30 protein-coding genes and 1 pseudogene are annotated in these 25,975 nt (G+C 41.0%); 21 read left to right on the top strand and 10 right to left on the bottom strand.

Annotated elements, in window-relative coordinates:
* Window positions 1-33: 33 nt before the first annotated feature.
* From gndA to ACFWE9_RS00980, 3 genes and pseudogenes are all read left to right on the top strand, one after another.
* Window positions 34-1,446 carry an NADP-dependent phosphogluconate dehydrogenase gene (gene gndA, locus ACFWE9_RS00990; protein WP_230157091.1) on the top strand — a complete coding sequence of 471 codons (1,413 nt, stop codon included), beginning with the start codon at window positions 34-36 and terminating at the stop codon, window positions 1,444-1,446.
* 457 nt (window positions 1,447-1,903) lie between these two features.
* Window positions 1,904-2,428, top strand: a pseudogene (locus ACFWE9_RS00985) (sodium:solute symporter family protein); the annotation flags it as partial.
* Between the two features lie 121 nt (window positions 2,429-2,549).
* A complete protein-coding gene (locus tag ACFWE9_RS00980; protein ID WP_230156838.1) occupies window positions 2,550-3,002 on the top strand; it encodes a nucleoside deaminase in 453 nt (150 codons plus the stop codon).
* A gap of 482 nt (window positions 3,003-3,484) precedes the next feature.
* Here ACFWE9_RS00980 and ACFWE9_RS00975 read toward each other — a convergent pair whose 3' ends face one another.
* On the bottom strand, window positions 3,485-3,658 hold the full coding sequence (locus tag ACFWE9_RS00975; RefSeq protein WP_034308217.1) for a hypothetical protein: 174 nt from the start codon (window positions 3,656-3,658) through the stop codon (window positions 3,485-3,487).
* Between the two features lie 302 nt (window positions 3,659-3,960).
* Between ACFWE9_RS00975 and ACFWE9_RS00970 the strand changes: the two genes are divergently transcribed.
* Window positions 3,961-4,122: a hypothetical protein gene (locus ACFWE9_RS00970; protein ID WP_230156840.1), complete on the top strand. Its 162-nt coding sequence runs from the start codon at window positions 3,961-3,963 to the stop codon at window positions 4,120-4,122.
* A gap of 46 nt (window positions 4,123-4,168) precedes the next feature.
* On the opposite strand, the gene zwf is transcribed toward ACFWE9_RS00970, so the two are convergent.
* On the bottom strand, window positions 4,169-5,668 hold the full coding sequence (gene zwf / locus ACFWE9_RS00965) for a glucose-6-phosphate dehydrogenase (protein WP_230156841.1): 1,500 nt from the start codon (window positions 5,666-5,668) through the stop codon (window positions 4,169-4,171).
* A gap of 230 nt (window positions 5,669-5,898) precedes the next feature.
* Between zwf and rnz the strand changes: the two genes are divergently transcribed.
* From rnz to ACFWE9_RS00940, 5 genes are all read left to right on the top strand, one after another.
* A complete protein-coding gene (gene rnz / locus ACFWE9_RS00960) occupies window positions 5,899-6,831 on the top strand; it encodes a ribonuclease Z (protein WP_230156842.1) in 933 nt (310 codons plus the stop codon).
* Window positions 6,832-6,903: 72 nt separating this feature from the next.
* Window positions 6,904-7,722 (top strand): squalene/phytoene synthase family protein, encoded by an 819-nt coding sequence (locus ACFWE9_RS00955; RefSeq protein ID WP_230156843.1) that lies wholly within the window; start codon window positions 6,904-6,906, stop codon window positions 7,720-7,722.
* Window positions 7,723-7,928: 206 nt separating this feature from the next.
* Window positions 7,929-8,924, top strand: coding sequence for an ABC transporter substrate-binding protein (locus tag ACFWE9_RS00950; protein WP_230156844.1), 996 nt, complete (start codon window positions 7,929-7,931; stop codon window positions 8,922-8,924).
* Window positions 8,925-8,957: 33 nt separating this feature from the next.
* A complete protein-coding gene (locus ACFWE9_RS00945) occupies window positions 8,958-9,989 on the top strand; it encodes an ABC transporter permease (RefSeq protein ID WP_230156845.1) in 1,032 nt (343 codons plus the stop codon).
* Window positions 9,964-10,758: an ABC transporter ATP-binding protein gene (locus tag ACFWE9_RS00940; protein ID WP_230156846.1), complete on the top strand. Its 795-nt coding sequence runs from the start codon at window positions 9,964-9,966 to the stop codon at window positions 10,756-10,758. The genes ACFWE9_RS00945 and ACFWE9_RS00940 overlap by 26 nt, the downstream gene beginning before the upstream one ends.
* 152 nt (window positions 10,759-10,910) lie before the next feature.
* Here ACFWE9_RS00940 and ACFWE9_RS00935 read toward each other — a convergent pair whose 3' ends face one another.
* On the bottom strand, window positions 10,911-11,465 hold the full coding sequence (locus ACFWE9_RS00935; RefSeq protein WP_230156847.1) for a MerR family transcriptional regulator: 555 nt from the start codon (window positions 11,463-11,465) through the stop codon (window positions 10,911-10,913).
* 269 nt (window positions 11,466-11,734) lie between these two features.
* Here ACFWE9_RS00935 and ACFWE9_RS00930 point away from each other — a divergent pair, with 269 nt between their 5' ends.
* Entirely contained in the window at window positions 11,735-12,166 is a 432-nt protein-coding gene (locus ACFWE9_RS00930; RefSeq protein WP_230156848.1) for a VOC family protein, read from the top strand.
* A gap of 123 nt (window positions 12,167-12,289) precedes the next feature.
* On the opposite strand, the gene proC is transcribed toward ACFWE9_RS00930, so the two are convergent.
* Window positions 12,290-13,135 (bottom strand): pyrroline-5-carboxylate reductase, encoded by an 846-nt coding sequence (gene proC, locus ACFWE9_RS00925; RefSeq protein ID WP_230156849.1) that lies wholly within the window; start codon window positions 13,133-13,135, stop codon window positions 12,290-12,292.
* Between the two features lie 519 nt (window positions 13,136-13,654).
* Here proC and ACFWE9_RS00920 point away from each other — a divergent pair.
* From ACFWE9_RS00920 to ACFWE9_RS00910, 3 genes are all read left to right on the top strand, one after another.
* Window positions 13,655-14,623, top strand: coding sequence for an MBL fold metallo-hydrolase (locus tag ACFWE9_RS00920; RefSeq protein WP_230156850.1), 969 nt, complete (start codon window positions 13,655-13,657; stop codon window positions 14,621-14,623).
* Window positions 14,624-14,646: 23 nt separating this feature from the next.
* Window positions 14,647-15,438, top strand: coding sequence for an SDR family NAD(P)-dependent oxidoreductase (locus ACFWE9_RS00915; protein ID WP_230156851.1), 792 nt, complete (start codon window positions 14,647-14,649; stop codon window positions 15,436-15,438).
* A 155-nt stretch (window positions 15,439-15,593) separates the two neighbouring features.
* On the top strand, window positions 15,594-16,121 hold the full coding sequence (locus ACFWE9_RS00910; protein ID WP_230156853.1) for a YobA family protein: 528 nt from the start codon (window positions 15,594-15,596) through the stop codon (window positions 16,119-16,121).
* 88 nt (window positions 16,122-16,209) lie between these two features.
* Here ACFWE9_RS00910 and ACFWE9_RS00905 read toward each other — a convergent pair whose 3' ends face one another.
* Window positions 16,210-16,869 carry a C40 family peptidase gene (locus tag ACFWE9_RS00905; RefSeq protein WP_230156855.1) on the bottom strand — a complete coding sequence of 220 codons (660 nt, stop codon included), beginning with the start codon at window positions 16,867-16,869 and terminating at the stop codon, window positions 16,210-16,212.
* A gap of 414 nt (window positions 16,870-17,283) precedes the next feature.
* Between ACFWE9_RS00905 and ACFWE9_RS00900 the strand changes: the two genes are divergently transcribed.
* The 3 genes from ACFWE9_RS00900 (at window position 17,284) to ACFWE9_RS00890 (ending at window position 19,434) form a co-directional block, all read left to right on the top strand.
* A complete protein-coding gene (locus tag ACFWE9_RS00900; RefSeq protein WP_230156857.1) occupies window positions 17,284-18,543 on the top strand; it encodes a Y-family DNA polymerase in 1,260 nt (419 codons plus the stop codon).
* Between the two features lie 26 nt (window positions 18,544-18,569).
* Complete coding sequence (locus ACFWE9_RS00895; protein ID WP_230156859.1) at window positions 18,570-18,902, top strand: YolD-like family protein; 333 nt, start codon at window positions 18,570-18,572, stop codon at window positions 18,900-18,902.
* A 208-nt stretch (window positions 18,903-19,110) separates the two neighbouring features.
* Window positions 19,111-19,434 (top strand): iron-sulfur cluster biosynthesis family protein, encoded by a 324-nt coding sequence (locus tag ACFWE9_RS00890; protein ID WP_230156861.1) that lies wholly within the window; start codon window positions 19,111-19,113, stop codon window positions 19,432-19,434.
* A 41-nt stretch (window positions 19,435-19,475) separates the two neighbouring features.
* Here the strand turns inward: ACFWE9_RS00890 and ACFWE9_RS00885 are convergent, their stop codons facing one another.
* Window positions 19,476-20,375 carry an alpha/beta hydrolase gene (locus ACFWE9_RS00885; protein ID WP_230156863.1) on the bottom strand — a complete coding sequence of 300 codons (900 nt, stop codon included), beginning with the start codon at window positions 20,373-20,375 and terminating at the stop codon, window positions 19,476-19,478.
* A 132-nt stretch (window positions 20,376-20,507) separates the two neighbouring features.
* Between ACFWE9_RS00885 and ACFWE9_RS00880 the strand changes: the two genes are divergently transcribed.
* On the top strand, window positions 20,508-20,768 hold the full coding sequence (locus ACFWE9_RS00880; protein WP_230156865.1) for a YqkE family protein: 261 nt from the start codon (window positions 20,508-20,510) through the stop codon (window positions 20,766-20,768).
* Between the two features lie 186 nt (window positions 20,769-20,954).
* On the top strand, window positions 20,955-21,392 hold the full coding sequence (locus ACFWE9_RS00875; protein ID WP_230156867.1) for a MarR family winged helix-turn-helix transcriptional regulator: 438 nt from the start codon (window positions 20,955-20,957) through the stop codon (window positions 21,390-21,392).
* A gap of 235 nt (window positions 21,393-21,627) precedes the next feature.
* On the opposite strand, the gene ACFWE9_RS00870 is transcribed toward ACFWE9_RS00875, so the two are convergent.
* Window positions 21,628-22,053, bottom strand: a complete 426-nt coding sequence (locus ACFWE9_RS00870; RefSeq protein ID WP_230156870.1) for an organic hydroperoxide resistance protein — start codon at window positions 22,051-22,053, stop codon at window positions 21,628-21,630.
* An 86-nt stretch (window positions 22,054-22,139) separates the two neighbouring features.
* Between ACFWE9_RS00870 and ACFWE9_RS00865 the strand changes: the two genes are divergently transcribed.
* Window positions 22,140-22,391, top strand: a complete 252-nt coding sequence (locus tag ACFWE9_RS00865; protein WP_230156871.1) for a hypothetical protein — start codon at window positions 22,140-22,142, stop codon at window positions 22,389-22,391.
* Window positions 22,392-22,413: 22 nt separating this feature from the next.
* Here the strand turns inward: ACFWE9_RS00865 and ACFWE9_RS00860 are convergent, their stop codons facing one another.
* On the bottom strand, window positions 22,414-23,322 hold the full coding sequence (locus ACFWE9_RS00860; protein ID WP_230156872.1) for an aldo/keto reductase: 909 nt from the start codon (window positions 23,320-23,322) through the stop codon (window positions 22,414-22,416).
* Between the two features lie 56 nt (window positions 23,323-23,378).
* Window positions 23,379-23,540, bottom strand: coding sequence for a Z-ring formation inhibitor MciZ (gene mciZ, locus ACFWE9_RS00855; RefSeq protein WP_230156873.1), 162 nt, complete (start codon window positions 23,538-23,540; stop codon window positions 23,379-23,381).
* A 75-nt stretch (window positions 23,541-23,615) separates the two neighbouring features.
* On the opposite strand from mciZ, the gene ACFWE9_RS00850 reads away from it, so the two are divergent.
* Together ACFWE9_RS00850 and ACFWE9_RS00845 are read left to right on the top strand one after the other, a co-directional pair.
* Window positions 23,616-24,167 (top strand): NUDIX hydrolase, encoded by a 552-nt coding sequence (locus tag ACFWE9_RS00850; RefSeq protein ID WP_230156874.1) that lies wholly within the window; start codon window positions 23,616-23,618, stop codon window positions 24,165-24,167.
* Window positions 24,168-25,340: an endonuclease Q family protein gene (locus tag ACFWE9_RS00845; RefSeq protein WP_230156875.1), complete on the top strand. Its 1,173-nt coding sequence runs from the start codon at window positions 24,168-24,170 to the stop codon at window positions 25,338-25,340. It abuts the gene before it with no gap.
* A 54-nt stretch (window positions 25,341-25,394) separates the two neighbouring features.
* Here the strand turns inward: ACFWE9_RS00845 and ACFWE9_RS00840 are convergent, their stop codons facing one another.
* Entirely contained in the window at window positions 25,395-25,958 is a 564-nt protein-coding gene (locus tag ACFWE9_RS00840) for a GNAT family N-acetyltransferase (protein WP_230156877.1), read from the bottom strand.
* Window positions 25,959-25,975: the final 17 nt, after the last annotated feature.

Raw genomic sequence — 25,975 nt, 5'->3', positions numbered from 1 at the left:
CTGTGTAAAGATATGGAGAAGGGAAAGATGATCATGACAAAACAACAGATTGGTGTTATCGGACTAGCCGTAATGGGTAAGAATCTTGCATTTAATATTGAAAGCAGAGGATATTCCATTTCCGTCTATAATCGCTCTGGGGCAAAAACAGACGAAATGATGAAGGAAGCGGATGGCAAAAACGTAAATGCCACTTATACGCTTGAAGAATTCGTCAATTCTCTGGAAACACCACGCAAAATTTTATTGATGGTTAAAGCCGGTGCTGCAACAGATGCAACAATCGAGCAATTAAAACCGTTGCTTGAAAAAGGAGATATCGTTATTGATGGAGGGAATACGTTCTTCAAGGACACTCAGCGCCGCAATGAGGAGTTAAGCCAGTTGGGCATCCATTTCATCGGTACAGGCGTCTCAGGTGGGGAAGAAGGAGCTCTAACGGGTCCGTCCATCATGCCTGGAGGCCAAAAAGAAGCATATGAACTTGTTGCACCGATCTTGAAGGATATTTCAGCTAAAGTCGATGGTGATGCTTGCTGTACATATATCGGACCGGATGGAGCAGGTCATTATGTGAAAATGGTACATAATGGTATTGAATACGGTGACATGCAGTTAATTTCCGAATCTTATTTCCTTCTAAAAAATCTTCTTGGACTATCTGCTGAAGAATTCCATGAAGTCTTTACGGAATGGAATAATGGGGAACTTGATAGCTATCTAATTGAAATTACTGCTGATATTTTCAAAAAATATGATGAAGAAACCGGCAAGCCAATGGTCGATGTCATCTTAGATAAAGCTGGCCAAAAAGGAACAGGAAAATGGACAAGCCAAAGTGCGCTTGATCTTGGTGTTCCACTTCCAATCATTACGGAATCCGTATTTGCACGCTTTATTTCAGCAATCAAGGACGAGCGTGTTGAAGCGAGTAAAATCCTTCGCGGTCCAAAAGCCGAATCATTTACTGGAGATAAAAAGGCTTTGATTGAAAGTATCCGTAAAGCACTTTATATGAGCAAGATCTGTTCCTATGCACAAGGCTTTGCACAAATGAAGGCAGCATCCGAAGAAAGTGACTGGAACTTGCAATATGGTGAAATCGCAATGATTTTCCGTGGCGGCTGTATCATTCGTGCACAATTCCTACAAAAAATTAAGGAAGCGTACGATCGTGAAGCGAACTTGAATAACTTGCTTCTTGATCCTTATTTCCAAGGGATCGTTGAAAGCTACCAAGGAGCTTTACGTGAGGTGATATCAACAGCAGTGATGAACGGAATTCCGGTTCCTTGCTTGTCATCAGCACTTGCTTATTTCGACAGCTATCGTACAGAAACACTGCCAGCTAACCTAATTCAAGCTCAACGTGATTATTTTGGAGCCCATACGTATCAACGCATTGATAAAGAAGGAACATTCCATACCGAATGGATGGAAAAATAAAAAGCAAGCCGGCTTAAAAGTGAACTGCACCCTAATTGTTAGACAAAAGTCTAGCAATTGGAGGTGTATTTTTTATGGGGAGATTTTTTGAAATAAAGTAGAAGTGGTTTTGCAGTACTTGGAAGGAAAGGATTCCAATATAGTAAAGATAATTTAAATACAAGTAAATATTTTTAAAGTGAATCATCTTAATATTTCTTATAATGAGAAAAGTTCTAAGTCTATCCATGGTATGGAAAATTATTTTTTAAAAAATCCTTTAAAGAAAGCTTCTACCCATGTATGTATATCTCTCGAGATATTATAGTTATATAACAAAATTTGTAAAATAATGAGAGGGAGCTATTTTATTAAATTATGGATTTTAAACAACATGGTTAATTACGTACTAAATCAATGGGTGTAGTTTTTGAAGTTTCGTTGGAGGTGATAACTTTTTTCAGTACGAATAATATCTATCCTTCCCATGATTGGTGCTGCAGGAGTGCTCACAGCCTTAGTGCCGGGTTCGATGCTTTTAATGTCTGCTGCTACCTTGTTGGCCAAAAATGTATACGGTGTATTTGTGCCTTCTGCTACCGATAAGCAAATTGTAAGTTTAGCTAAGTATTTAGTACCTGTCATTGCTCTTGTTTCCTTATGTTTTACGTTTAAAAGTGGTACGATTGTGGCTTTATTATTAATGGGGTCTAGTTTGGTAACACAGTTGTTTCCAGCTATGATATTTAGCTTAATGAGGAATAATTTCGTGACAAAGCAAGGGGCATTTGCGGGAATCATCATGGGGGAAGCAACGGTAGCATACATTACGCTTTCAAAAACCACTATTGCAACCCTGTTTCCTTTATTTCCTCAGTGGGTGAAGGATATAAATGTAGGGATAATAGCACTTACTATAAATGTAATAGTTATGACCGTTGTAAGCATGGTCACAAAGAATTATAGTGTTTCTAAGAAGAAGACTGAACAAGTTGCATCGTGATGTTGATAAGCCATTTGTTAAGAACACCGGTGTTTAGGTGAACAACTATTCAGAAAGGCCATGTTTATGTCTTATAATTACATTAACAGTATTTATTTTAATCAGTAATTGAGGTTTGAAAATGGATAAATTCATGGAACGAGCAGTAGAACTGGCGGTAGAAAATGTTCGTGAGGGTGGACAACCTTTTGGTGCAGTACTTGTGAAGAATAACGATGTTGTAGCTGAAGGTGTTAATGAGCTGCACAAAACTTATGATGTTAGTGGACATGCGGAATTACTGGCTATCCGGCGCGCGCAAGAGCAATTACAGACGAATGATCTATCAGGCTATACAATGTATGCAAGTGGGGAGCCTTGTCCGATGTGTCTAACGGCAATGTACCTTGCTGGAATCGAAAAGGTTTTTTATTGTGCTTCAGTTGAGAATGCGGTTGAAGTGGGATTAGGGAAATCTAAAATTATATATGAGGATTTACAAAAAACAAAAGCAGAACGTTCACTTTCGATGATACAAATGCCATTAAATGAAGGACAAAAAGATCCAATGAAGCTTTGGGAGGAGAGAACGTAGTCTTTGGAAACTCTAGGTTAAATGATTCCACATATAAGTTAATATAAGTTTATTCATTCTCTCAGCAAACGGGCGCATTTCCTAAATAAGGATAAGTGCCCGTTTTGCTTATAAGGGCAGCCTTAACAGTAAATTACGATCAATAACCGAAGTCTTAACATCAATCTAAAGCTGCAGGGAACTTCATTCCATTTATTGATTTCTGAATCTATTTTTTTGAAGGATGAAGGATTTGATGTGAAACTGCCCAAAATGGCTCATCGATGGACATTCTATGTTTAAGCCCAGGTGGATTTACTGTGGAGCTACTCAGTTGAGTAAGGACTATATAGTATAGCAATACCGATTTTTGGAAATATAATCAACTATTCTCTATAACTGCTTCAAATTCAATAAAAAATCAAAAGGGTTTCGGAATGAGAACATTCCGAAACCCTTTTGTCTACAAACTGAGAGGGTGGTCCAATGCGCCCTCTTTTTTACTATCTCCGATGCTCTACGAGGTCAATGACCCCTAATACAACATGTGCCAAACCGAAACCAAAAACCGTATTAGCTACCATTTTGTTTGAGCCCCGGGTCTGCTTCATTGCATAACCCGCAGCTGTCACGGCTGTGCCCAACGCTGTTGGAATTAATCCTTCACGAATGTCCATCGTTTAATCCCTCCACATCGAAGTTAGTGGTGCCGTCACCAGCACCTTTTCTAGTGTAACCTCAGCCAGGCCTTACCATTCTTTTTCCATGAGGTGATCAAAAGGTTAAAAATGGTGAAAATGAACTAGTTGTAAATAGTGCCAATTCATTTTCCTTTTATATGGAAAACGTAGTATGATGTATGTCATTCATCCATGGCATTTAGGTTTAAACACCTGCGGAAAAAGGAATATGAACGTTGAAAGAGATGAACGGACCGTAGAATACAGTAGGCAGATAGGAGAGAAGGAGCGGATGACTTATGTTCATCATCTGGTTGGCTGTAGCCATTTTTTTATTTTTTATTGCCTTAGAATGTGGTGTTTCATTTTGGCTAAATTCAGAAACGGATGGAGTCATGTCCAAGGCCAAGGAAATGTTTCATTTTATCCGGAGGAAATTAGTCAGGAAGAGTGTTTCATGAATGAAGAAGGGATGCAGATTCAAATCTGCATCCCTTCTTTGTTTAATCAATCATCACTATTTTCGTTTTTCTTGATTTGCCACCAAATATGTCCATCTTCTGCCAAAAGTTCATCGGATGCAAGTGGACCTGTGGATCCTGCATCATAGTTAGGGAAAGACTCTTCTTTAGTGTTTTCCCATGCATTGGAAATGGTGTCGACAAACTTCCATGAGAGGGCAACCTCGTCCCAGTGGGTGAAGTTTGTAGCATCTCCGCGCATACTGTCAAACAATAGCTTTTCATATGCCTCCGGAGAATTGATGTGTTCGATTCCTTTGTTGGAGACGGTCAGCTTCATGGGCTTAGTATTGGATGTCGTCCCGGATTTCTTGACATTTAAGTAAAGTGTGATACCTTCGTCAGGTTGGATATGGATAACGAGAAGATTCGGGTTCAAAGTTTCTTCCGTTTTATAATACAGATTCATTGGGATATCTTTGAATTGGACAACGATATTGGTAGATTTGACATCCATTCTTTTACCAGTCCGGATATAAAAAGGTACACCTGCCCAACGGAAGTTATCAATCATCAATTTACCCGCTACATAGGTTTCAGTGTTGGATTCCAGATTCACGTTATGTTCATTGCGGTATGCCGGAAGAGTTTGACCATCTATTGTTCCTTCACCATATTGGCCACGGACGAAGTATTGATTGACTTCGTCCACTTTCATTGGTCGCAGTGAACGCAATGCCCGCACTTTTTCGCTACGGATCTCCTCCGTTGTCAACGCGATTGGAGGCTCCATGGCAAGCAAGGCAACCATTTGCAATAGATGGTTTTGGACCATATCCCTAAGGGCACCGCTGGTTTCATAATAGCGCCCACGCTCTTCAACGCCAAGTGTTTCGCTTGAGGTAACCTGGATGTTTGATATGTATCTGTTGTTCCATAGCGGCTCGAATAGGGCATTTGAAAAACGTATGACTTCAATATTTTGAACCATTTCTTTACCTAAATAATGATCGATTCGGTAGATTTCATCTTCGGCGAAAGCAGTTCGGATCTGTTCATTCAATTTTTGAGCTGTTTCGAAACTGTGTCCAAATGGCTTTTCTATGACAAGGCGCTTATAACCATTCGTATCAGTCAGGCCTTGAGCTTTTATCTGTTCGGCAATCGTTCCGAAAAACTCAGGTGCCATCGCCAAATAGAAGATCCGGTTTCCTTCTAATTGATATTGTCCATCTAATTTTTCTGCAATGTCTTTTAATTGCAGGTATGATTCTGAGCTCGATACGTCATGGGAGTGATAATGGAAATGAGAAATGAATTCGTCGACCTTTTCTTCCGCATGTCCGAACGTAAGTATGGAGTCTTTGACACTTTTTTGAAACTCCTCGTTCGTCAAAGGTCTCCTCGCTACGCCAACAACGGCGAATTTATTGATTTTCTCTTTTTGAAATAGTCGATATATGGAAGGAAACAATTTCCTTTTCGCTAAATCTCCAGTCGCACCAAAAATCATGATCAATGCTGTGGGTTTATTGTTATCTGTCATGTTAAAACCTCAACTTTCCGTTAATTCTGTCTCTAAAGTTGGAATTCCCGTATGTGTACCAACTTCTAATTTTACGGTTAGCTTTCCCTCAAAGCAAACAATTTGCGTATTTTTTCTCATTTTTCATGAAAAGTATAAAGTGGATCCTGTTTTAATGAGTCATATATGAAAGAACACCCTTGGTTATGCTATAGTTAAGTTATAACGTATTTGCAACGGAGGTAGGATGAGTGGATTTTGTTTTATTGGGTACAGGGGCTGGGGTTCCGGCTAAAGCGCGTAATGTGACGTCAATCGCACTTCAATTATTGGAAGAACGAGGGACGGTTTGGTTATTCGATTGTGGTGAAGCAACACAGCATCAAATTTTAAAAACGGCAGTCAAACCTCGGAAGATAGAAAAGATTTTCATCACCCATTTACATGGTGATCACATCTTCGGACTTCCTGGTTTATTAAGCAGCAGATCCTTTCAGGGTGGAGTGGATAAACTGACCGTATATGGTCCAAAAGGCATTGATGCTTATATTAATACAAGCTTACAGGTGAGTGGCACGCATTTAAAATATCCATTGGAAATCATCGAAATAGAGGAAGGCATCGTGTTCGAGGACGAACAATTCACAGTTACGGCCATGTCGCTTGATCATGGCATTTACAGTGTCGGCTACCGGATTGTGGAGAAAGAACGTCCAGGAAGCCTGTTGGTCGACCGGCTACTGTCTGAAGGTGTGAAACCGGGTCCGCTTTTTAAAGCATTGAAAAATGGACAAAATGTAAGCCTCGATGATGGCCGTGTCTTAAACGGGAAAGATTATCTTGGTGCTCCTCAAAAAGGTCGGATCATTACGATTCTTGGTGATACAAGAGTTTGCAGTAATGCACTCATCCTTGCTGAATCTGCAGATTATCTTGTTCATGAAGCTACATTTTCAGCAGCAGAAGCTGAAATGGCATCTGCCTATTATCATTCGACCACCCTTCAGGCTGCTGAAACGGCTTTGAAAGCGGGAGCTAAGCATCTAATCCTTACACATATCAGCTCACGGTATACTGTCGAGGATTCTGAGAGGTTAAAAGAGGAAAGTAAAGCGATCTTCGCAAACACAATCATGGCAGAAGATTTAATGGCGATAAGAGTTCCTTTATATGCAGAGGAATAGGAAGCTGAAATCAAAGCGAATGTTTGATATAATGAATCAATTGTTCATTGGATATTTAAAGGAGTGTAACCTATGACTGACCAAAGTAACCTACATAATAAAGCAATGGATTTTCTCTTAAAAACAAGCAGGACTTTTTTCATTCCAATCAGCTACCTTCCAAAGGGATTACAGGAGGCCATTGGGGCAGCATACCTTTGTATGCGCGCTATCGATGAGATCGAGGATCACCCTGGTATTCCTGCCAATACCAAGGTTTCCCTGTTACAGGCTCTTAGTGAGCTGCTTTTAACTGATTTTAGTGAAGGTGAATTTCAATCGTTATTTGAACCATATAAGGAAGATTTGCCGGAAGTGACCCTGCTTCTATCGGACTGGATTCAATATTGTCCTCCTGGTGCAAAAGCGAAAGTATTGGAGTCCACGAGGGAAATGGCCGATGGCATGGCAAAATGGGTTACGAAGGACTGGCAAATTCATAATGAAGAAGAACTCGATGATTACACTTATTATGTTGCGGGTTTGGTTGGAGTCATGCTGTCTGATATTTGGAACTGGTACGATGGAACGGAAACGGACCGTGAACTTGCCATCGCATTTGGCCGTGGACTCCAAACGGTCAATATCCTGCGTAACCGTGTGGAAGATGCAGAACGCGGTGTAAACTTTTATCCGGATGGATGGGGTTTCGATGAAATGCTTGCCCATACGGAACATAATCTTGTTTTAGCTGATGCGTATATTGAACAGATCGAAACGAAAGAGATCATCCAATTCTGTAAAATTCCCTTGGAGTTGGCAAAAGCAACATTGAAGGCATTAAAAGAAGGCAAAGAAAAAATCGATCGTGCGACGGTTACCGAAATTGTTACCCAAGTAGTCGAACACTGATATTTCATTAAGCTGCTGTGAAAAGTTAACATTCCTTTCACAGCAGCTTTTTTGATGTTTTTCATAAAAGAACTCGAAAAATTCTAAAAAGTAAAAAAATATATTGGAATAATTGGGACTAAACGATTATAATTTAGGACATAAAACCAAAAAGTTGGTGTCGTTAAAAAGACCTATCAAAAATAAGAGAAAAGCGGGGGGAAAATATGAAAAAGAAATTATATTCGACTGCAGCGATGACATTGGTTGCAGGGTTACTATTGGCTGGGTGTGGAAATGACAAGGAAAAAGATACGGCGAAGGATGAAAGCGAAAAGGATACCTTCAACATTGGGGTAACACAAATCGTTCAGCATGATTCGCTGGATCAGGCTTATGAAGGATTCCAGGCTGCATTGAAGGACAGTGACATTGATGCCAAGTATGACCTTCAAGTTGCACAGGGTGATCAAAATAATAGTCAAACGATCGCCAATAACTTTGTTGGGGATAAAGTGGATCTAATCTTTGCCAATTCTACTCCTAGTGCTCTAAGCGCTTTGAATGCGACAAAGGATATACCAATCGTTTTTACATCGGTTACCGATCCTGTAGCGGCGGAGCTTGTTACATCTTTGGATAAGCCAGGCGGAAATGTGACGGGTACGACGGATTCACATCCTGAAGCCATTGCCAAATCCATGAAATTCCTAGCAGAAGAACTTGGCGCCAAGACAATTGGAACCGTTTATAATACAGGGGAGCAAAATTCCGTCGTCCAAATAAAAAACGTGAAAGCGGAAGCGAAAAAAGCGGGATTGAAAGTCGTGGAAGCATCCGTCTCCACTTCAGCCGAGGTTAAACAGGCAACGGAATCATTAATCGGAAAAGCCGATGCTTTCTATATCATTACGGATAATACCGTTGTATCCGCATTAGAATCGGTCATTTCGGTGGCAAATGATAAAGATATCCCATTGTTTGTCGGTGAGCTTGATTCCGTGAAAGCTGGTGGTTTTGCAGCATATGGCTTTAGTTACTATGATATTGGTTATGAAGCGGGGCAAAAAGCGGTTGAAATCTTGAAGGATGGCAAAAAGCCTGGAGATATCGCAGTTCAATATCCACAAAAACTGAAATTGGTCATCAATGAAAAGGCAGCAAAAGATATGGGTGTTGAAATAAAAGAAGAATGGAAAGCAGATGCTGAGTTTGTAAAATAAACTCTGCTTTTGTTCGGGGAAGGAAGAAAAAAAATGTTCTCAGCTTTATTCAACTCTTTTGAGTCGGGAATGATTTATGCGATCATGGCACTAGGTGTCTATTTAACATTCAGGATTCTCGACTTCCCGGATATGACAGTGGAAGGTAGCTTTGTGACAGGGGCCTCTGTGGCCGCCATTATGATCGTTAACGGTTTCTCGCCAGTCATGGCCACATTTTGTGCCATGGTGGCAGGTTTCATCGCTGGGACAATAACGGGATTCCTGCATACGAAAGGGAAAATCAATCCACTCCTGGCAGGTATATTAATGATGATCGCCCTCTATTCCATCAATTTAAGGATTATGGGTGCATCTAACATTCCGTTGCTTTCTCAAACGACCATTATCACGAATATTCAGGATGCCTGGGCTGGCACTGGCCTGGACAATATGTTGAATGGTCTTTTATCGATCGTGGGCCTCGGTGATAGCTTGCCAAAAACGTGGGCCATACTAATTATTATGTTGATTGTGGCTTTAATCATTCAAGCTGGAATGTCAGCTTTTTTAAAAACGGAAATCGGACTTGCTTTACGTGCGACGGGTGATAATGAAGCAATGGTCAAGAGTTTTTCCGCCCATACAGGTAACATGAAGATCCTGGGACTTGCGATTGGAAATGCACTTGTGGCTTTCTCGGGATCCTTGGTTGCCCAATATAACGGGTTTAGCGATATTGGCATGGGGATTGGAATCATCGTCATCGGATTGGCATCCGTCATAATTGGCGAAGCATTATTTGGCTCAAAAACGATTGCACGTGCGACACTTGCGGTCATTGGGGGAGCGATCATTTACCGAATTGTCGTAACATTGGCACTACGCGTGGAATTCCTTGATACGGGTGATGTTAAATTAATTACGGCACTTATTGTGGTCGGGGCACTTGTCATTCCGAAAATTACCGATAAACAAAAGGAAAAAAGCCGAAAGAAAAGGCGTCTCAAAGAAATACAGATGCGCCATGGTGGGACTTCAACGAAGGGGGGAGAAGGATATGCTTCAGTTAAATCAGATTTATAAGGTCTTTAATGAAGGGACACCAGATGAAAAGCTAGCCTTAGGGAACCTGGAATTGCATATGACAAAAGGTGAATTTGTAACAGTCATTGGGAGTAATGGAGCAGGTAAATCGACGCTGATGAACATGATATCCGGCAAAATTCTCCCTGATGCCGGTGAAGTCATCATTGATGGGGAAAACGTGTCGGCTATTGAGGAACATGCTCGTGCTAAAATGATTGGCCGCGTTTTTCAGGATCCCATGCTTGGTACGGCACCCCATATGACAATTGAAGAAAATATGGCGATCGCCTATGGCAGAACCAATAGAAGAGGGTTAGGCTTCGGGGTGACAAAAAAACGGAAAGAGCTTTTTAAAGAAAGTTTGGGTACCTTGCATTTAGGATTGGAAAACCGCATGACGGCAAAAGTCGGATTATTATCAGGAGGGGAGCGTCAGGCATTATCATTGTTGATGGCGACCTTCACCGATCCTAAAATCCTGCTTCTTGATGAACATACAGCCGCTCTCGATCCTTCCAGGGCAGAGCTTGTTACAAAACTGACGAAGGAAATCGTCGAAAAGAACAAGTTAACGACGTTGATGGTGACTCACAATATGCAGCAGGCAATCGATCTTGGAAATTCCTTGATCATGATGGATAAAGGACAAATCATTTTTGAAGCAAGAGGTGCTGAAAAGCAGAAGCTTACCGTTGAAAAACTGCTTAACGAATTCCAACGCATCAAAGGTGAAAAAATGCTCAATGACCGTGCAGTGTTGATTTAAATGATGAAAAGGCCCGACCCAAGTGGAAGATTAACCTTGGATCAGGGCCTTTTATTTTGGGGGCAATTAATCCGTAGTGTTCTTGAAGCGAATGTATATCCCTTGAAGAACCTGGAATAGGAAAGATGGCTATGATCGGACCTTGAATCGAATTAATCGCTGTCGGCTGTGTTCCATGAAGAAGTATCGTTCTTTCTGTTATTTCCAAAAATCATTTTTATGAATGGTATTTTCTTCGTTTTTTTAGTGGCGGCAGTTTCTTCAGCTGCGAGGAAATAATCAAATGGCTGGACTGTTGGTGTTTCTAACGCTTCGATACGAGCTTCGAGCTTTTTCACGAGTTTATGCATTTCTTCCATTTCACTTCTATGCTGTAAAAGTTGATAGGATACAACATCATCCGCTTTTGTTTTCAGTCCATTTTCAAGCCTGACGACCCGCTCTATCAGTTGTTCATGCTCTTTATTCATTTCGGAGTGTTTCGGGATGGAGGCTTTCCTAATTTTTTTCTCTGATATACTGACCTTTTGGAGAATGATACCCTCGTTCAGCTGATCTTGGATTTTTCTCAATAAGGCAATGTCATCATCTGAAAATTGGTAGTGGCCTAGTTGATTCCGCTCTACTTCCATGTTCAATTGGGTAACCCAGCGTTGAATCGTACTATGGGATACATTCAGTAACCGGGCAACTGCACTTGTATTCATCGAGATTCCCCCTTTTGGTTGTTGAATTCGATAAGGAAGAGGGAATTCCTTTACAGATGACAAAACATGTATTCATTCGGCAAAGAAAGTGGATTTCCTACGTAATTTGCATGCAAACGGTCAATGAAGAAATTTCTTGGAGGCATTTGACGTTCCTTGTTATAGTTCAATAGGTGGGAGGCGTATTTCTTATGGTCAATTTAAGGCGAAAAGGAAATTCGAACTAGATGTCGAATTACCATTTGAACAACAAAAAAAGGAGGACTAGTATGAACAGGATTAACATTGTAACTTTAGGAGTTAAGGATATGAATAAATCCTTAAGGTTTTATCGGGATGGATTAGGATTTCATACATCCATTAAAGAGGACGAGCCCTCCATTGTTTTTTTTAATAATACGGGGACGAAACTTGCTTTATATCCTTTGGAGGAATTGGCTAAAGACATCAATGAGAAAGAACCGCCTAAGCAAAGTGGATTTTCGGGTATTACCCTTGCGTATAACGCTAAATCAAGTGATGAAGTGGATGATGTGATCAACAAGGCAGAAAAGGCCGGAGGAACGATCGAGAAATCTCCTGAAGATGTTTTTTGGGGAGGATACAGCGGATACTTTTCAGACCCCGATGGTTACTATTGGGAGGTTGCGTATTCGAAGGATTGGAGTTTTGATGAAAATGATATGCTAATTATAAAGTGAACGTTCACTTCGGAAGAAATTAGGCCTCCTGTATTCCTATATAAGCAGTTCGAATCATAATAGGCTGTTGCCTTGCCACTGCCTATACGGCGTGCTAGTCAACAGCCAAATCATCATGTTCATTTACTGCGAAACTACATACTTGGCAAGCTCTTTACTTATTTGATTGCCCATTCGCTTCGATTGTTCAGTCGCTTCTTGTACACAGGCAATGAATGCTTCCTGCACTTGATGTGCTTGTAGTGCCTTCAATCCGGCTTCCGTCGTTCCGCCTGGTGAAGTTACTTCCTTCCTAAGCACGGCAGGTGTTTTAGGTGATTTTTGTAACATATCGGCTGCACCCAACAGCGTCTGGAGAATTAGTTGCTTCGCGGTTTCGGAATCGAGGCCTATTGTTTCAGCTGATTGTTCCAATGCTTCCACCAAGTAATAAATATAAGCCGGTCCGCTTCCTGATAAGCCCGTTACCGCATCGAGCTGAGTTTCTTCTACGATTGCCACTGTCCCAACCGTTTCAAAAAGGGTAATGGCCGTTTGTAATTGCGATTCGTTCGTATGACCATTAGCGGCAATGGCGGTTGCTGATTTTCCTACTGTTGCTGATGTATTAGGCATGGCACGGACGATGGAGAACTCCTTGTTGGCGATTCCTTCAAGGCTGGATGTATGAACACCGGCCACAACAGATATGAACAGCATTTCTTCGCGAATGTATTCTTTTATTGATTGCATCGTTTCTAAAATATCTTTCGGTTTCACAGCCAGTACGACAAGGTTTGCATCTTGTAATAATCGTTGAAGCGATCTTGTTGTGGTTACACCATATTGTTTCTTTAAATAATCAAACCGGTCATCATTTGATTTATTTGTTACAAAAATATTGGCTGGTTCAATTACCTGTTGAGTCACCAGCCCCGAAATGATTGCTTCTGCCATCGATCCAGCTCCGATAAATGCGATTTTTTTCATATTTCTCGCTCCCTTTTCTTTTGTTTACGGTCTTTTTTGAAAAATAAAAAGACCCCTCATCCAATAAAGGACGAAAGGTCTAGCTTCCGTGGTACCACCTTTGTTCAACCTTTCCATAACAAATAAACAGAAAAGCTGCACTTGATTCCTCTAACGCGGGAATTACGTCAGGTTTTCCTGAAGGCTCATAAGGTAGGTTCAATAATGAGGGGGCGGTGAAGCCTTTCAGCACATTCCGAGCTTCACTCTCTTTACGCCATCAATAAATTTACTTGGCCTTAATCAAAGCCATGCCGTCTTTAATTACTTGTGATTATGAAGGATAGATCAGTACTATGTCAATGATAATATATGCATGGACGTCAAAAAATAGACATGAATTATGTGAAAATAATGACAGTAATTAAAAATACATGTAAAATGGTAATTATACATTCATTTTCTTGATAAGTGCTCCAAGAATCCGGTCTTACGTATAAAAAGATTTATATAAATATAACTTCTAAGGTGGAAATGATTATGGCGAATTGGAATGGAGATATTGCAAAAATTGCTTTGCCCACGCCGTTTGCAGTGGGTGATGTAAATGTTTACGTAGTTAAAGGGGATGCTTTAACGTTAATTGACACTGGAGTCAAAACGAAACGATCAAAGGAAGCTTTGATTCAGGGGCTTGGCGATTTGGGTCTAAAACTGTCTGATATCGAACAAATCATCTTGACCCATCATCATCCTGATCATGCTGGTGCTCTTGATTTCTTTGATAAGGAAATTCCGGTTTATGGACATAAAAATAATCAACGCTGGCTGACTATCAGTGATGAATTCCTTGAAATCCATAATCGTTTTTTCCTTGATTATGCCACGAAGTTTGGAGTGGCAGAAGAGCTGAAAAGTAAACTGATCCATAACCGCGATGAAATCAGGTTCCTTAGTGAACGGAAGTTGCAGGGATACTTGGCTGAGGGGGATGAGCTTCCTGGCCTTCCAGGCTGGAAAACGATCGAGACTCCAGGGCATGCACAAAGCCATTTATCCTTCTACCGGGAAAGTGACGGTGTCATGATTGCAGGTGATCACTTACTTGCTAAGATTTCACCTAACCCATTAATGGAACCTCCGCTCCTTCCCGGCGGCTTGAGGCCTCGTCCGTTACTACAATATAACGCATCACTTCAGAAATTATTGGAATTCTCCATATCCACCGTGTACTCCGGACATGGATCCGAAGTTGCAGGTGATGCGGTTGCCGACTTGATTCAATATAGATTCGAACGGCAGCATAATCGGGCCATGCAGGTGAAAAGCATGCTTCAAGATAAGCCTTTATCGGTCTTTGAAGTGTGTCAGCAACTGTTTCCGAAAGTATACCTACAGGAAGTCGGTCTTACACTTTCGGAAACAGTCGGTCAACTGGACTATTTAGAAGATTTGGGTGAAGTCGAAACAGAAATCCAATCTGGAGTCATTCTATATTCAATCGCTTAATGTTCTTAAGGAGGCTCATTTTTTTGAATAAGTTGCAAGGGAAAGTAATTGTTATTACCGGAGCTTCCGGAGGAATTGGCAAGGAAGTTGCAATCAAAGCGGCAAAGCAGGGAGGCCGTCTCGTTCTTTTGGCTAGAAGCCTGGATAAATTACAACAGCTAAAGAATGAGCTAATCAACCAATTTGGGGTTGATGCATATGCATATAAGCTTGATGTTGCAGACACCGATCAGGTGAATAGGGTATTTAATGACATCCATACCCAAATAGGTGAAGTGGATGTATTGGTCAACAATGCTGGTTTCGGCACGTTTAAAGAAGCCCAGGATACGGAATTAGACGAAACAAAGGCCATGTTTGCTGTCAACGTGATTGGATTGATGGCCTGTACAAAATTAGTGCTTCCGTATATGAAGCAGAGAAAATCAGGTCATATCATCAATATCGCTTCACAGGCCGGTAAAATTGCCACGCCTAAATCCACTTTGTATTCGTCGACCAAGTTTGCAGTTCTTGGCTATTCAAACGCACTTCGGCTTGAGTTGATGGAAGATCATGTTTTTGTGACCACAGTCAATCCTGGGCCTATAGAAACGAATTTCTTTAACATTGCGGATGAATCAGGAACATATTTAAAGAATGTTGAAAAATTCATGCTTAAGCCTGAGGATGTCGCATCTAAAATCGTAGCGGTGATGCTGACCAATAAGAGGGAAATCAATCTCCCTGGCTGGATGGATTTCGCTGGGAAATGGTATAACATGTTTCCAAAGATCACCGAAACTTTAGGAAAAAAAGCATTTTTTAAAAAATAGGCTAGACTTTCGATAGCGCAAAAAGACGAAAGTCTAGCCTAAAAGGGGAGTGTCTAATGACATTCCCCTTTTGTGCGAAAATAAAAAGGAATTTATTTGAATAAATTGGTAACCATTTCATCGGGAAATCCGTCTATTTCTTAGGAGGGATTTTCATGAAGATGGTAGTAAACCTTTTTATATATATACTAGTTTCCTTTATTCTGGGGAGCAGTCAATCCTCTGATTGGAGCATGCATGAGGCTGTTGATAAAGGGGAAGATGGTTTCATTACCGATCTTGACGATAAAAAGATTTTGATTAAAGGGACGTACTATAAGGTGACCAACCATACAGATATTCAAGATCAGCATGGTAAAGACCTCGATTATTCTGACTTGGAGATCGGGATGAAAGTAAAGCCATGGCACCGTGGTGGGGTCATGGAATCATTTCCTGGGAAAGCGGAAGCGGTGTTGATTCTTGTTTTGACGGACGAAAAGAGCTTAGCAGAACAAAGGGTGGTCACTGCTGCCATCGAGCATGTCAGCAAAGCGGAAAGTCAGCGATTCATGGTTCTCGAAGTCGTCCATTTACCCTCTGAGCATGTGTATAATATTGAAATGATGAATCGCTCCAACTTGGATTCATCATTCATGGTGACTGTAGAAGATTTAACGGATGAAATATTATATATAAAATAAATCAATAAAACCGGACTGAATCATTTATGAATTCTGTCCGGTTATTTTATGGGGATTCGCTCACAAGAAAGAGCTCATGTCCTGGATTTTATAAAGTTTTTGCACCTAGGTATTTCGGTTTCCAATAAGAGTTATCCATATCAGTGATGGTTATTCCTTTTGAAGACGTAGAACTAATGAATTGACCATTTCCGATATAGATCCCAACATGTGATACTCCTGTTCTTCCAGAAGAAGTATCAAAGAATACAAGATCACCCTTAGATGGTGAAGATACTTTTAAACCAGTATTGGAATAGAGTAATGATGCTGTACGCGGTAAGGTAATTCCTTGTGATTTCTGGAATACATAATAGATGAAGCCTGAACAGTCAAATCCAGTTGGTGTTGTCCCGCCCCATTTGTAGGGTTTGCCGATTAAGGTTTTTGCATAGCTGATCAAGCTGGTATTATTGACCTTATAAACACCAAGCGCATTAAATGTGCCGCGGCCGGCAATTCCGTCGGCAGTTAATCCTTTAGCTTTCTGGAATTTTTTTACTGCTGATACAGAATAGGTGCCGTAATATGTAGTCAGTGAACCTGAATATGTGAAATAACCTTTGGTTTTTAAAAGTTGTTGTAGTTGTTTGACATCGCTATGTGTCATTCCGGGTCTGAGGGTTTGATCTCCGATATTTGCAAAGGCTTGCAGTGGGGTTAGCATCATGGCAGATGCAACAGCAGCTGAAGCGATCCATTTCTTCATAATTTTCATTTCCTCTCTATCTATCTATCTATTATTCTTAACAATATTATCCTACAATACCATTATGACAATTAGACATAATTTTGGTTACAATTTCATTACAAAAAATGAGTAGTAAGACTAAAGTTAATGTGGACGAAAGTCTGTTGAAATGGGTAAAAAAATTTAATAAAACTAAGTATTTGGGCATGGTTTAAATTATTCAAGCTACGAATTTATCTATTTTAAAAAAACTATATGGATACTAAGGGATATTTTGTTATTTTATCAATTTTTAGGTTTGATTATATTTTTCGAGGAAATTACATTAAAAAGTAGAAATTTGTATGAAAACTTCCATTGAATAAGAACGTATATTCGGTTAAAGTTATGAATATAATAAAAGCGAACATATATTCTTGTTAGGGTGAAGAAATGATGGATTATGGGACGATGCCGAAACAATCAATTATGTGTATCGATATGAAAAGTTTTTATGCAAGCTGTTCAGCGGTCATGCTTGGTTTGAACCCACTTGATTGTTATTTAGCGGTGGTTGGTGATTTGAAGAGGACGGGGAGCATTGTGCTTGCGGCTTCTCCAAAGATGAAGAAGGAGTTTGGCATCAAGACAGGTTCGCGGATGTTCGAGATTCCGAATGATCCAAGAATTGTCGTCGTTGAACCCAAAATGGCGACCTATTTAAGGGTTGCGACGGAAATCACCCGTTTGTTTAACCGTTATGTGCCCAAAGAAGCGATTCACGTGTACAGTGTGGACGAAAGTTTTGTGAAAGTCGATGGTGCCGCTTCTTTATGGGGAGATGCCCGGGTGATAGCTGAAAAGATAAAAGATGAAATCGAACGGGAATTACAGCTTCCCTGTGCCATTGGAATTGGTCCGAACATGCTTATGGCAAAACTTTGTCTTGATTTGGAAGCCAAACATGTAGGGATTGCCGAATGGAAGTATGAGGATGTGCCAAGCAAATTATGGCCGATTTCCCCACTTCGTGAAATGTGGGGAATCGGCAGGCGCGTAGAAAAAACCCTTCATGGAATGGGAATATTTACGGTTGGGCAGCTTGCCAATTATGATCTTGAATTACTTGAAGCGAAGTTTGGAATTATGGGCAATCAGCTTTACCATCATGCGTGGGGAATAGATTTATCGGACATGGGGGCAGTGATCATCGAAGGACAGGTCAGCTTTGGCAAAAGTCAGATTCTGCTGCGGGATTATAAGGAGGAGCATGAGGTAAAGCAGGTTATGCTGGAAATTTGCGAAGAAGTTGGAAGAAGGGCACGCACCCACCGCAAGGCAGGAAGGACGGTCAGTTTAAGTATTGGTTACAGCAAGGATGAGTTTGGCGGAGGTTTCCATCGTTCGCGTTCGATTAGCGAACCGACCAACATTACGATGGAGTTATATAAAGTTTGCCTGGAGCTTTTTCGTGAGAACTATAAGCAAAAAACGGTTCGGAGCATAGAGGTCAGACTCTCGAATATTGTGGATGATAACGAGATGCAGCTGACTTTATTTGATGCTTCGCGCTGGAAGAAGCGGGAGTTGAGTTACACGGTTGATCGAATCCGCCATAAATATGGATCCAAATCGTTATTGCGTGCAGTTTCGTATACCGAAGCAGGCACAGCTGTTTACCGAAGCAGGCTGCTTGGCGGGCATAAGGCGTGAGGCTGAATTTGAAGGGAGGGAAAAGAATGATTCGTGATCGCGGCCGTATCAAATGGACATCGATGATGTTGCCGGAGCATGTGAAAATGCTTCGGGATTGGGTGGTGGAGGATGGCTATGAAGCGAAGCGCATCGTGGATGAGCAGCAACTGGAAGAAATGAATGTGGTGATGGGGGAAGCGATGGAGGAAAGAAAGGATGTCACGGTTGCTCATTATGAAGGAAACCGGTATCAGCTGTTAATTGGCAGGATCCATTATTATAATGAGCTCACCCAAAAGCTTCATGTCGTCGATCGTTTTCAGCAGGCTCATTATATCAGGCTTTCTGATATAGCGGATGTAAGGATAATGGAATAATGAAGCGAAGAGCTGTTCCCGGAGCCGGCCTTTCATTTTCGAAACAATTTCCGTCCTCTTTCATAATGGAAGGAAATCATCGGGGTATAAGAGAATCCGCACTTGTTAGCACAGTTAGCGGAGGAAAAGGAAGCAGGCAGTTTCGTTAACAGAAACGTTTTTATCGTTTATAATGAGGAAATGCAAAGACTTCGGGAGGCATGTAATCATGTATATTGAATGGACGGAAAGAGCGGCAGAGAAAATAGCCAGTAAGGTACAGGGGCAAAAAGGATATTTACAGTTGAAATATGATACGGATGGCTGTGGCTGCGTTGTAAGTGGCGTGACGGCGCTATGGCTGGTCAACGAACTTGAAGAAGGTACCGAAAAAGCGGAAACGAACGGACTCCCTCTGTACGTAGAAACATCAAAAATGATTTTTCTGGATGAAGTCATGAAAATAGACTTTGTGCCGGAAGCGAACAGCTTTCAGTTAAAAAGTCCGAATCAAATCTTAAATCCGAGGATGAGCTATTTTAATAAAATCTAACGCAGCAAAGAGGGAATCTTGGATACCCTCTCTTTTCCTTCTCAGACAAGTTTGAGAAACTGATCGATTTGATTTTCATATTCTTGTGGATTTTCATTATAAGATTGAGCGTGGGCCCCTTTTTTAGCAATATACAGCTGCTTTGGGCCCTCTTTTGCTGCATATAATTCCATCGTCATGGAAGCGGGGATGAAGCTGTCATTTTCACTATGGATGAAGAGCACGGGGTTTCGGATGTTTTTCATATAATTGATCGGGGACACTTCATTTGTCCAATATCCGTCACGAAGTTTGATGAACGTACGCCCAAGCGGAAACACGGTCCAAGCGGGAATTGGGATTTTCAGCTTGAGCTGGTGTTTGATCTGATCCTCGAAATTTGAAAATGGACAATCGGCAATGTAAAAATCAGCGCCATCTTCAAGCATTCCGGCATATAAAAGAAGGGTTACCGCCCCCATGGATTCCCCATGAATGCCAATGTGAAGATCGGGACCTTTACGTCTTTTCAATTCATCGATAACGGCCTTCAGGTCGAATTTTTCATAATGTCCATAACTGCTCGTCTTGCCACCAGAATCCCCATGACGGCGGTGGTCATAAATGATGGCATTGAAGCCCCGCTTAAGAAAAATATTCATGTACTTAATCGAATTGACTTTGTTCTCCGTCACACCATGAGAAATGACTACCCACTTATTGGTTTCATACGGTTCGATAAATAAACATTTCAAGGAATATCCGGATGGTGAAGGTATCCATATTTCCGTTTTAGGCAGATTATCGAAATCCTCCCTAATCAGGCGTTTAGCCAGGATTTCACGATTTTGGATAAAATCATCTTCCTTCTTTTTCATGTACATGATCCGATTGGAAAAATAAATGCCGACGCCGATGATATAGGTTAGAATTCCAGCTATTACGAGCCACCATTTTTTCATGAATGCTCCTCCTTGGTTGATTTTCTTTATTTTACCATGAGGGAAATGGGAAAACACTGTTTTGAAAACCTAACGAGAAAAACGGCAATCGTGATATAATGATTTCATTATACTGGCTAGGAGGTTTTAAGGATGAAAAAGAAACAGCCGCGCAATCAAAATCAAAGTAAAAACCAAGATAAAGATTCATCATCATTGAAACTTGGTGATATGCTCAATCAAGATATCATGTCCCAGCTTCGTCAAAAACAAAAAGAATTGAATGAGGCTGAAGTGGAGAAAAAGGCAGCGGAAGAAGAAAAAAAACGTGCAGAAAGAAAACAGCGTGAGAAAAACAAATCATTCGAAGAGCTATTGGGTGAAAGCAATCTGAACTGGAAGAACTATAAATAAAATAAAGAAAAAAAGGAGCGGCATAAGAAAGAGGGCTGTCTCCCTTTTTGGACTTGATTCATCGATAAAAAGAACCATTCTTTAGAAAAACAGACTATTCCTTTATTTTATAAAGTATAACGATTATATTAGAGGTAAGTTCGATATGCATTCATATCGGATGGACTACTACTAGCTGGTGATTTGATGCAAAGTAAAATAGAAAATGTACTGGAAGACCAATTATGTTTCCTGCTTTATGCAAGTTCAAGGGAAATGACGAAAAAATATAAACCGCTGCTTGATAAACTCGAAGTGACATATCCACAGTACCTCGTTCTCCTTCTACTATGGGAGCAGGATACACTTACAGTCAAAAAACTAGGGGAATTACTTGCCCTGGACTCAGGGACGCTTACCCCCATGTTAAAACGAATGGAACAGAATGGTCTGATTGTCCGTGAACGTTCCACTCAAGATGAACGGTCTGTCATGATTCAGCTGACGGAAAAAGGAATGGGTTTACATGAAGAGGCTTGTTTCATTCCCGATCGCATTTCAGCTATGTCGGGTGAGGATAAGAAGGTGGTCGAGGATTTGAAAGCCTCGCTGCTCCAACTATTGAAAACATTACAGAAATTTTAGCGAAAAGAAAAAAACGCTTGGGATAGCTCAAGCGTTTAGTTTGTAGACAAAAAGGTTTCGGATTGGTCTCATTCCGAAACCTTTTTGATTTTTTATTGGTTTAAAGCAGTTATAGAGAATAGCGACCTCTCCAAGGTCATTATTTAGGCGATTTATTGGGTCAGATCAACTCCATTATTATCGAGTTTGTCCACAGTCTGAATCGCTTGGGGAGCCCAAGTGTTTTTTAAAATTATTAATCTACATCGACTTCAATAGTGACGTCCACATTGCCGTTGATGGCTTTTGAATAAGGGCACATTTGATGCGCTTTATGAACAAGTGTTTCAAATGTCACTTTATCGATTCCAGATCCCTTCACAGCTAAAGTGACAGCTAAGCTGTACTGGTGCATTTCCCCCATCAATAAACTGACACTGGCGGTGACTTTGGAATCAAATGAAAGGCGTTCAATTTTACCGACTGATTGCAAAGCACTATCAAAACATGCAGCATATCCAGCAGCGAAAAGCTGTTCCGGATTGGATGCTTCAGGCATCTGTTTGGCCCTTGGTGTTCCAGGCATCGCTATATCAACCGTAAAGTTACCATCAGCAGAGATTGCTGTTCCTTCTCTTCCGCCATCAACCGTTACAGACGTTGTAAATAAAGTTTTTGTCATCATTATTTCTCCCTTGTCTTTGTATTTTAATTGTGCACAATTGAATTGTACAACATCATTTTTAGAATAGCAATGAAAAAGAATAGTTGAAAAACAATTCGAATGGCATACTCTCGGTAACATGGAGGCTAAGCTCTCCGTCACTTTTCCATCTCTGCTGGTTTGCAAATATTTTAGAAAAAGGAGGTAAAACTGTTGGGGGAAGCAAAGCGATAAGTGATAGAAAACAGAAAGAGGGTACAGAAGAGCAGTATGGCGAAGAAAAAGCGAGGGAAACGGAAATAGGCTGCCTATCCCGCTGGTTAAACGGAGATAAGGCAGCCTACCGATGTCCATGATATTTAGTTTGATTGAATCATTTTAATCCCGATGACTTTCATATTTGTTCGCTTTGGTCAACTGCTCCAAGATAGCAAGTTCCGTTTTAGACAGTGAAGAGCTGTTTGCGGCCTTGCAGTTTTCACGCAGCTGCTGTATTGAGCTTGCACCGGGTACAACGGTAGCGACGCTTTGATGTGATAATACATATTGAAGCGCCGTTTCATTCAACTTCCTATCAGAAAGTTTGTCCTTTAATTGCGGAAGCAAATCTTTAAGTTCGTGATAGCTATAGTCAAGGTACCCATCGGCATTTGCCTTTTCAAGCATTCTCTCGCTAAGCAGCCCTTTAGCAAGGGGACCGCGTGCGATGATGCTGATCTGTTTGTTGGCCAAAAGGGACATCCACTCTTCCGGACGGCGGTCTAGTAAGTTATATTGCATCATAACGGAATCGGGTTCAGACTTTTCAGTGAATTCCTCGATTACATTCGGACGAATCGAGGAAATTCCATAATACCGGATATAGCCTTCTTTTTTTAGTTCTTCAAATGCTTCTACCGTTTCTCCGATATTGTCTGAAATGGTGCCGCCATGTAACTGATAAAGATCAATATAATCAGTCCCCAGTCGTTTTAAGCTATCCTTTACTGCCGTTTTAATGTAAGTGCCAGAAGGATCCCAGCTCCAGGCATCCTTATTGTCGTTCCAGCGGTTTCCAACCTTGGTGGCTATGTATACCTTATCGCGGACAGATTTTAAATTCTTTCCGACGATTTCTTCATTCACACCGAAATCATATAAGTCAGCAGTATCAAAATAATTGATTCCTTCATCTAAAGCGGCCTGTATGATTTCAGATGCCTGATTTTCAACAGTTCCCAATGACATGCATCCGAGCCCGATTTCAGAAACTAGCAATTCGGAACTGCCTAGTCTGCGTTTTTTCATGTTATCCACTCCTTTAACATTCATTGTAAAGGAGAAAACCATTTCACTCAAAGAATTCACTTTATCCGTTTTAAAGGAGCGGGTGGTGCCTGTGGGTGTATGTCGGCAATCCAATCATTGATATAGACATATTGATTTTGCAATTGTTTTAGTTTTTGAATGATTTCCCAACTCTTTCCGGATAAAGTAACGCTTTTTTCCAATACATAAACTTTCATTAAATCGCCCTCCATCTCTATTATGGTAAAATGTATGAGGAATCATGCGGCAATTAGAACAGAGGAGTGGTCAAGATGAAAAAATTTGAAGAGAAAACGCTATCTTCGGAAAAAATCTTTACAGGAAAGGTAATCAGCCTGCAAGTGGATGATGTAGAGCTTCCTGATGGGAAAACGGGAAAACGTGAAATAGTCAAACATCCGGGGGCGGTTGCCATCATAGCGCTTACGGCAGAAAATAAAATCATCTTGGTGGAACAGTATCGAAAAGCGCTGGAGAGAAGCTTGGTGGAAATCCCTGCAGGAAAGCTGGAAAAAGGCGAAGAACCGGTTCTGTCGGCTAAAAGGGAACTGGAAGAAGAGACAGGTTATGAATGCGAAAAGATGGAGCACATCATATCCTTTTATACTTCCCCAGGGTTTGCAGATGAATTGGTCCATCTCTATGTGGCCCACAATTTGAAAAAGAAAGAAAATGCGGCACCACTTGATGAAGATGAATTTGTCGAGATGATTGAACTCACGCTGGAGGAAGCTCAAAAATATATGGCTGACGGGAAAATCCAGGATGCCAAAACGGCATATGCTGTTCAGTATCTGCTTTTGAAAGAGGCAATGACTTCATAAATGAAAGAGTTTTACGCAGACCTTCATATCCATATAGGCAGAACGAGAAGCGGAAGGTCCGTAAAAATAACCGGTGCTAAAACATTAACCTTCAGTAAAGTGCTGCAAGTTGCAAGTGAAAGGAAGGGTCTTGATTTAATCGGGATCATCGATTGCCATTCTCCTGAAGTCATTGAAGAAATCGAAGAGGGGATTCTGGAAGGGGAGGTTACGGAAAAGATTGAAGGCGGCCTTCTGTACAGGAATACAACAATCATCCCAGGCTCGGAGATTGAGATTTATGATCAGAATTGTAATGGACCAATCCATGTCCTCGCCTATTTTCCAACTTTAAAAGCAATGAAGGAATTCTCTACATGGATGGGCGGCCATGTTAAAAATATCACCTTAAGCTCCCAAAGGATTTATTGTGATGGGAGAACGTTACAAAAAATCGTCAAGTCACTGGGAGGCCTATTTATCCCGGCCCATGTTTTCACACCATTTAAAAGCTTATATGGAAAAGGGGTGCGATCCAGTCTGACCGAAGTACTCGATCCGAAACTGATTGATGCCATCGAGCTTGGTTTAAGTTCAGATACAGAGATGGTCAAGGATATCGAAGAGTTGGAATCCTATGTATTCGTGACAAATTCCGATGCGCATTCGCTTGGGAAAATTGCTCGTGAATATCAAAAAATCCGACTTGAAGAACCAAGCTTCAATGAACTGGAAAAAGCCCTTAGAGAAAAAGAAAATCGTAAGGTGACCGCCAATTATGGATTGAACCCATTATTGGGAAAATATCATCAAACCGTATGTTCAGCTTGTTTACACCAGGTATTGAGGGATAGTGAACCATGTTCTGAATGTGGGAATAAATCCATTATAAAAGGGGTATCGTTACGGATTGAAGAACTTTCCAATATGAATGGAAGCCATCGAAGGGAAAGACCGCCTTATATCCATCAAGTACCACTCGACTTCATCCCTGGATTGGGACCTAAATCCATGGAAAAACTACTGGAGGCATTTGGGACCGAGATGAATATCCTTCATGAAGTTACGCTTGAGCAGCTCAAGGAAATCGTTCCTGAAAAATTGGCCTCCTACATCGATTCTGCAAGAAAAGGGACCCTTTCTTTTGAAGTAGGGGGCGGAGGCAAATACGGAAAGGTCAAAAGGGAAAGTTGAATATAATCGAACAAAAAAAGTCCTGTAGATGAGCTTGTCATCTGTCAGGACTTTTTAGTTTGTTGTTTTTGCGTAAATGGAGGTATTCCGCAATTCCTTGCCGTCTGCACTTAGGCAGTCATTATGCAAAGTTCCTTCAAGGGTATACCCTAGCTTCTCGGGGATACGTTTGCTGGCAATATTATTGAGGTCACAACGGATTTCGACCCGCTTTGCGCCATAATGATAAAAAGCGAATTTGGTTAATTTATCTATCGCTTCCGTTATGTATCCTTTTTTACTGAACCTCGTATCAATCCAATAACCAATTTCAAATTTTGGGATATCCCAGTTAATTCGGTGCAGACCAGTGGAGCCAACGAATTGATCGTCTTCCTTCCTATAAATATGAAGTCTGATATCCTCTTTTAAAATAAAGTCCGCATGTGATTTTAGAACGTTCTGTTCGGACGTTTCCAAGGACGCATCCTGATGGGCAAATGGCAGCCATTGTTTTAATTCGGGTTTAGAATGAACGAGGGCTTCGTAAACATCATGGCCATCGCCAGGCAAACAGGGCCTAAGATATAATCGTTGGGTTTCAATTTTTTCTGGGAAATCCATTAATATAGCTTTCATCGCCTACCTCCTCGTAA

Origin of the sequence: Peribacillus sp. NPDC060253, assembly GCF_042727425.1 — a bacterium.
GTDB lineage: Bacteria > Bacillota > Bacilli > Bacillales > DSM-1321 > Peribacillus.
This window is presented reverse-complemented; position numbering and strand designations above follow the sequence as displayed.